Here is a 721-nt window from a genome sequence, read left to right as displayed (position 1 = left end):
TATAACGCCTTGCTAAGGTGTGAGCAAAGCAATACCTTGGCCTCCGCATAATACCTTAAACACATAAACCAACGCATAGTAAAAATGCCACGCGTTGCGAATCACTCTTAAGCAACTTGTTATACCGCTTGGTTGAGGCTAAAATGACCAAAAAAAAGACCACTTAAGAGACCTATTAAATGACCACTAGAATTTTAGCCGATGTTGCTGCAAGCATTACTGAGTTGAAAGCTAACCCTATGAAAGTTGCAACTAGTGCTTACGGTGAACCTGTTGCTGTACTGAACCGAAATGAGCCAGCATTTTATTGCGTACCAGCCGAAGCGTACGAAATGATGATGGACAGACTCGAAGATCTTGAACTACTTACTATTGCGAAAGAGCGTGAATCTGAAGAGAGCATTTCGGTAAATATTGATGACCTATAAACTCGACTTTAAAAAGAGCGCACTCAAAGAGTGGAAAAAGCTTGGCTCAACGCTTCAACAACAATTTAAGAAAAAGCTAATCGAGCGCTTAGATAACCCGCATGTTCCGGCTTCAAAACTCTCTGGAGCTGACAACATGTATAAGATTAAGCTGCGCCAATCGGGCTACCGTCTCGTCTACAAAGTTGAAGACGATGTCATCATTGTAACCGTCTTAGCAGTCGGAAAACGCGAACGTAGCGATGTTTACCGTAAAGCTATGAAAAGGTAGATGATTGATTGCGGTATAACGC

Annotated in this window: 2 protein-coding genes; both read left to right on the top strand. The window is 42.2% G+C overall.

What is annotated here, in order from left to right:
• Nucleotides 1–179: 179 nt before the first annotated feature.
• Nucleotides 180–428 (top strand): type II toxin-antitoxin system Phd/YefM family antitoxin, encoded by a 249-nt coding sequence (locus tag IQO02_RS05665; protein WP_004730320.1) that lies wholly within the window; start codon nt 180–182, stop codon nt 426–428.
• Nucleotides 418–699: a type II toxin-antitoxin system RelE family toxin gene (locus IQO02_RS05660; RefSeq protein WP_010429015.1), complete on the top strand. Its 282-nt coding sequence runs from the start codon at nt 418–420 to the stop codon at nt 697–699. The genes IQO02_RS05665 and IQO02_RS05660 overlap by 11 nt, the downstream gene beginning before the upstream one ends.
• The last annotated feature ends 22 nt before the right edge of the window (nt 700–721 follow it).

This window comes from Vibrio sp. OPT24 (assembly GCF_015163545.1).
Taxonomy (GTDB): domain Bacteria; phylum Pseudomonadota; class Gammaproteobacteria; order Enterobacterales; family Vibrionaceae; genus Vibrio; species Vibrio cyclitrophicus.
The sequence above is the reverse complement of the archived record's forward strand: the minus strand, read 5'-3'. Positions and strand labels throughout refer to the sequence as shown.

What these genes read in the sequence shown, in the direction of transcription:
- IQO02_RS05665 (WP_004730320.1), top strand. Translation starts at nt 180, where the DNA reads ATGACCACTAGAATTTTAGCCGATGTTGCTGCAAGCATTACTGAGTTG.
- IQO02_RS05660 (WP_010429015.1), top strand. Translation starts at nt 418, where the DNA reads ATGACCTATAAACTCGACTTTAAAAAGAGCGCACTCAAAGAGTGGAAA.